Origin of the sequence: Methylobacterium isbiliense (assembly GCF_022179325.1) — a bacterium.
GTDB lineage: Bacteria > Pseudomonadota > Alphaproteobacteria > Rhizobiales > Beijerinckiaceae > Methylobacterium > Methylobacterium isbiliense.
This window is the reverse complement of record NZ_BPQQ01000121.1, coordinates 22,430-28,430: the sequence shown is the minus strand read 5'-3', so window position 1 is coordinate 28,430 and position 6,001 is coordinate 22,430. Positions and strand designations below refer to the sequence as shown.

Below are 6,001 nucleotides of genomic sequence, written 5' to 3'. Positions count from 1 at the left end.
AGGAACTCACCGATGACCTCGACCTTCTTGGGCTCAATGGCCGAGATTGAGCTGCCGCGGCCCGAGATCACGCGCATCCGGGAAGCGCGATGAAACAGCAGGCCATGACGAGGGCGGCGGGCCCGCCGGGGAGAGCGACCGCGGCCGCACGAGGAGGGTTTCCGGGCGCGCCCGCTCTCCCTCCTTCCCGGCCGTTCCTCTTCCTGTGCGCGGCACTCATCCTTCCGGCTCCAGCCGTCGCTGTCGGGGATGGGCCCGTGAACTCGCCCGCTCCTGCCGCTCCGTCGCCCGAAGGCATCGGCGCGGCAGGAGCGGCGCAGCAGGCTGTCTATCGGCGGATGCTCGCGCGCGAGGCCGAGGCGCGCGGATTGCCCCCAGCCGTCGCCGACGCGGTCGCGTACGTGGAGAGCGGGTACGACGCCGGCGCGGTCGGCGGGGTCGGTGAGCTCGGTCTGATGCAGGTCCGGCCGGCAACCGCGGCCATGCTCGGCCACACGGGTTCCGCCGGTGCCCTCCTCGATCCCGCGACCAACATCCGCTTCGGCGTCGCCTACCTCGCACAAGCTTGGAAGCTCGCGCAGGGCGATCTCTGCCGCACGCTGATGAAGTACAGGGCGGGCCACGGCGAGGAGCGGATGAGTCCACGCTCCGTCACCTACTGTCAGCGGGTCCGCGTCCGCCTCGCCGGGACCGGCGTCCCCCTCGCCGGCACTGCACTGCCCGCTCCCGACCGGAGCGGCCGCGAGGTTCCTGCGGCACCGTCCGCCAGCCGGGATGTCCGATCCGCCGTCGCGCGCCGCCTGTGGGCCGAGCATGCCGCCCGGGTCCGCAGCATCGGGGCGCGCATCGACCGCATCATGGGCGGCGGCTGAGGTCATTGCGGAGCACGACCTTTGAACGTCCCACCCAGCCCGGTTCCCTCGCCGACGAACCGCACGGCCGCCTCGTCGGCCATGCCCCGGCCCGCAGCAGCTTGGAGGCCCGAACCCATGGACCACGCTCACCCCGAGCCTCATGCCCACGGGCATCGTGATGGTCACGGTGCAGCGCCGGCGGCCGGCGCGTCCGCGACGGATCCCGTCTGCGGCATGCGGGTCGACCCGGGAACCACGACCCACCACGCCGAGCACGGTCACGCGACCTATCACTTCTGCTCGGCTGGGTGCCGCTCGAAGTTCGTGGCCGATCCCGCACGGTACCTGTCGGCGGACAAGCGGCCGTCGGAGGGGCCGGTCGGGGCGGTCTACACCTGTCCGATGCACCCGGAGATCCGCCGCGACCGACCGGGCAGCTGTCCGATCTGCGGGATGGCGCTGGAGCCGCTCACGCCGACGAGCGGCCCGGTCGAGAACGCCGAGCTCAAGGACATGACTCGCCGCTTCCGGGTCGGCCTCGTCCTCACCCTCCCCGTGTTCGCCCTGGAGATGGGAGGACACCTTACGGGTCTCGTCGACCGCCTCGGCCTGCAAACCTCGAACTGGGCCCAGTTCCTGCTCGCCTCTCCGGTCGTCCTCTGGGCGGGTTGGCCGTTCTTCGAGCGGGGCTGGCAGTCGCTGGCGAACCGCCGCCTCAACATGTTCACCCTCATCGCCCTCGGAACCGGCGCGGCCTACCTCTACAGCGTCGCCGCGACCGTGGCGCCAGGTCTCTTCCCCGAAGGCCTCCGCGGCCACGACGGAGCGGTTCCGGCCTACTTCGAGGCCGCGGCGGTCATCACCGTCCTGGTGCTGCTCGGGCAGGTGCTGGAACTCGGGGCCCGCGAGCGCACCTCGGGCGCGATCCGGGCGCTGCTCGATCTCGCGCCGCAGAAGGCCCTGCGTCTCGGGACGGACGGAACCGACGAGGAGGTGCTCGTCTCGGAGGTGGCGGTCGGGGACCGCTTGCGCGTCCGGCCCGGCGAGAAGGTGCCGGTCGACGGCGAGGTCGTCGAGGGGCGCTCGGCGGTGGACGAGGCGATGATCAGCGGCGAGCCCGTCCCCGTCTCGAAGGAACCCGGCTCCTCCGTGGTCGGCGGAAGCCTGAACACGACCGGGGGCTTCGTCATGCGCGCGACGCGGGTCGGGTCCGAGACCACCCTGGCCCGCATCGTCGCGATGGTCGCCGAGGCCCAGCGCTCGCGCGCGCCCGTCCAGCGCCTGGTGGACGACGCGGCGGCCTGGTTCGTCCCCGTGGTCATCGCCGTCGCGGCGCTCGCCTTCGTCGCCTGGATGGCCGTCGGCCCGGAGCCGCGGTTCACCTATGCCCTCCTCGCGGCTGTCGCGGTCCTCATCATCGCCTGCCCCTGCGCCCTCGGCCTGGCGACGCCGATGTCGGTCATGGTGGGAGTCGGACGCGGCGCGCAGAACGGGGTGCTGGTCAAGAATGCCGAAGCCCTGGAGCGGATGGAGAAGGTCGACACGCTCGTCGTCGACAAGACCGGAACGCTCACGGAGGGCAAGCCCAAGGTCACCGCGGTGCTCCCGGCCCCCGGCTTCACGGACGCCGACGTGCTGCACCTCGCCGCCGCGGTCGAACGCGCGAGCGAGCACCCCCTGGCACTCGCCATCGTCCGGGCCGCGGAAGAGCGCGGCATCCCAGGTGCCGTTGCCACCGACTTCGAGGCTCCGACCGGCAAGGGGGCGTTCGGTACGGTCGAGGGCCGCCGCGTAGCCGTCGGCAACGGGCGCTTCCTGGAGGAGCAAGGGGTCGACGCGGCGGCGCTTCATGCAAAGGCCGAGGAGATGCGGGCACGCGGTGCCACGGCGGTCCTGGTCGCCGTGGGCGGGAAGCCGGCCGGCGTCATCGCCATCCAAGACCCCATCAAGACGAGCACGTTCGAGGCCGTGCGAAGGCTGCAGGAGGCAGGCTTGCGCATCGTCATGCTGACCGGCGACAGTCGGACGACGGCCGAGTTCGTCGCCAGGTCGCTCGGCATAGACGAGGTCGAGGCCGAGGTCCTGCCTGACCGGAAGGCGGAAGCGGTCAGGGCGCTCCAGGGCGAAGGTGCCGTCGTGGCGATGGCCGGGGACGGGGTCAACGACGCCCCCGCCCTCGCCGTCGCGGACGTCGGGATCGCGATGGGCGGCGGCACCGACGTCGCCATCGAGAGTGCGGGCGTGACGCTGCTCCACGGGGACCTGGTCGGCATCGTCCGGGCACGCCGCCTGTCCCGGGCAACGATCCGCAACATCCGCCAGAATCTGTTCTTCGCCTTCATCTACAACGCGTTGGGCGTGCCGGTGGCCGCCGGACTGCTCTATCCGTTCCTCGGCATCCTCCTCTCGCCGGTCATCGCGGCGGCCGCGATGGCGCTCTCGTCGGTGAGCGTGATCGGCAACGCCCTGCGCCTGCGCGCGGCACGGATCGGCTGAGACGCGGCAGTGCCGAGCCCGCCGCCCTCCGCCCCTGCGCCCCACCTGACCCGTCCCGGCGGGAGCCCGGCGCGGTCGAATCTGGAGAGGCGCCAGCCTCCCTCCCCGATCAACCGCACGAGCCTGGCGAGACCATGACCACCCACCCGCTCGCACTGAGCGTCGCGGACGCCTACCTCGGCCTGGTCGATGCCGCCGTACCGGGGTTCGTCGAGGCCTTGTACCTCGTCGGTTCCGCCGCCATGGGCGACTTCCGGCCGCCCCTCAGCGACGTGGATTTCGTAGCCGTGTCCCCGGCCCGACCAGGGGGCGGCGAAACGGCTGCCCTCGCGAAGGTCCACGCCGGCCTCGCGCTCGACCGGGAGATCCCGGCGCTCGACGGCATCTATCTGACCTGGGACGACCTGCGGGCCGGTCCGCTTGCCATCCCGAACGGACCCTGCGTCAAGCAGGGTCGCTTCCTCTCGTCCGGGTGTCACGACAGGCATCCGCTCACCTGGAGCGTCTTGGGAGCCAGCGCGGTGACGGTGCGCGGGCCGCTCTGCGCGGGCACGGGGCTTTGGCGCGGGCCGGCGGACCTGGAGCGATGGGCCCTGGCCCGCATCGACGAACGCCGGGGTTCGTGGCTCGTACCCGACCCGGGAAGCGATGCGGAACCGCCCGCCACCGAAGTCATCGAACGGACCGTGCTCGGCATGTGCAGGCTCCATTACATACTCTCGACCAGGGTGGTGCCCTCGAAGAGCGACGCCGGCCTGTACGGGTTGATCACCTTCCAGCCGGAGTGGCACCGCATCATCGACGAGGCCCTGCGTATCCGCAGGGAGCCCGAGGCGGCCTCCCTCTACGGGACGCCCGCCGAGCGCCGCCGCGACGCGATCGCCTTCGCCCGCCTCGTCGCGGACGACGCATACGCGCTCGGCTTCGGTCGTGGCGGATGAGGTTCCGGCTGGGAACGCCCCGCTACGCGCACGCCGGAATGTAGGGCGGACGTCGGTATGGGACCGCCATGCCCACTCTCGGCTTGGGCCGAGCGCCAGGCGTTCGGAGGACCCGGCCGAACGCCGTCGAGCGCGCCGGGCGACGCGCCGCCCGCGCTCCCAGGGGGCCGCTGCCTGCACATGCGGTCGGGAGGGCCGCCCTCGGGAGCGGGTGGAACTCACCGGGACGGACTTGTCGGGGCTCCGGAGGCTCCTTCGGAGGCGCCGGGTCGTTCCCCTCCGGGGCGCCGGACACCATCGCCAGGAGTACCCATTGCTGACACCGCCGTTCATCCACGACCTGATCCATCGGGCGATGCCCCTCGACCATCCTCACGCCCACTGGTGGATCGACCTCGTGACGGTGCTGGTCCTCATCGTGGCGCCCGCCTGGACCGCCTGGCTCGCGGTGCGATTCGGCCTGCGCCGTGCGGTCGTCCGGCTGGACCGCCGCCGCATGCGAGGGGTGGTCCCGTCGCGCGGCCCTGCATCCATGAACGCGGTGGGATCGCCCGGCCCCCGCAAGCGCATGGCCGTGGGGCTGGAAGCCTACGTCGTGCGTGCGACGTCGCGGTTGCAGTTCCGCCTCGTGCTGCTGTCGATCCTGACACTCCCGGCGGCCTGGCTCCTCCTCGAGATCCCCAAGCACATCATCAACCACGCCCTCGCCGACGCCTCGGGCGACAGTCAGCCGAGAATGACTTTCCTCGGCTTCGCTTTGGGTCGCGTCGAGCTGCTGTTCGCGCTTTGCGCCAGCTATCTGGCCGTGCTCACGCTCAGCGGGCTCGCCAAATACGCCGTCAATCGGGTCCGTGGGCGCGTGAACGAACGCCTCGTGCGGCGCCTGCGCCTCGCCGTCGCCCGGCGCGCACGGGGCGAATGCTTGCCCGAGCGGCGGGCGACATTGGCCGCGGTCGCCGTCCAGGAGGTCGAGCCCATCGGCTACTTCGGGGGTAGCTTGGTGGTGGTGCCCCTTGTCCAAGGCGGCACGCTCGCGACCAGCGTCGTCTTCCTCCTCATGCAGAACGCCGCCCTGGCGCTCGCGGCCCTCATCATGCTGCCGGTTCAGCTGACCATCCTCCCGCGGTTGCAGGCGCGATTGAATGCGAAGGTCCGCCAGCGGGTCCATGCCACGCGGGCATTGGGGGCCCTCCTCACCGATCCCGGGTCGGCACGGACGTCGGGTGGGACCCGCCGGCCATCGATCGTGCTCCGGCAGATGCACCAAGCGCGGGAACTCGAAAGGGTGCGGATCGAAATCAACGACCTCAATGGCCGGCTCAAGGGACTGTACAACTACACCTCGAACCTCACACCGTTCTTCTTCTTCTCGATCGGCGGCTACCTCGTCGTCCAGGGCCAGCTCTCGCTCGGTGCCCTCGTCGCCGCCCTGGCCGCCTACAAGGAGATCTCCCCGGCCATGCGCGAGCTGTTCGATTTCGCCCAGGACTGGTCGGACGCGAGCGCCCGGTTCGAGGAGGTCACCAACGCCCTCGGACTGGCCGTGCAGGAGAACCGCGCGACGTAGAGCCGGCACGCGACCGCCCGTTCCGGGCCGCCTGAGCGCTGCCGGGCGCCGCGGCGGAGCGTTTCGCAGATGAGCCCGGTCCCGCCGGAGGGCGCTGCCTCCGGCCTCCGGCCCCTCCCCCGCCTGCCTGGACAACCCGGCAG

At 71.6% G+C, this 6,001-nt stretch carries 4 protein-coding genes; all 4 read left to right on the top strand.

Annotated elements, in window-relative coordinates:
• The first annotated feature begins 257 nt into the window (after positions 1–257).
• The 4 genes from MFF61_RS32435 (at position 258) to MFF61_RS32420 (ending at position 5,858) form a co-directional block, all read left to right on the top strand.
• Positions 258–872, top strand: coding sequence for a lytic transglycosylase domain-containing protein (locus MFF61_RS32435; RefSeq protein WP_373324825.1), 615 nt, complete (start codon positions 258–260; stop codon positions 870–872).
• A gap of 117 nt (positions 873–989) precedes the next feature.
• A complete protein-coding gene (locus MFF61_RS32430; RefSeq protein ID WP_283206065.1) occupies positions 990–3,350 on the top strand; it encodes a heavy metal translocating P-type ATPase in 2,361 nt (786 codons plus the stop codon).
• Positions 3,351–3,484: 134 nt separating this feature from the next.
• On the top strand, positions 3,485–4,291 hold the full coding sequence (locus tag MFF61_RS32425; protein ID WP_238241812.1) for a nucleotidyltransferase domain-containing protein: 807 nt from the start codon (positions 3,485–3,487) through the stop codon (positions 4,289–4,291).
• A gap of 355 nt (positions 4,292–4,646) precedes the next feature.
• Entirely contained in the window at positions 4,647–5,858 is a 1,212-nt protein-coding gene (locus MFF61_RS32420) for a multidrug ABC transporter ATPase (protein ID WP_373324826.1), read from the top strand.
• The last annotated feature ends 143 nt before the right edge of the window (positions 5,859–6,001 follow it).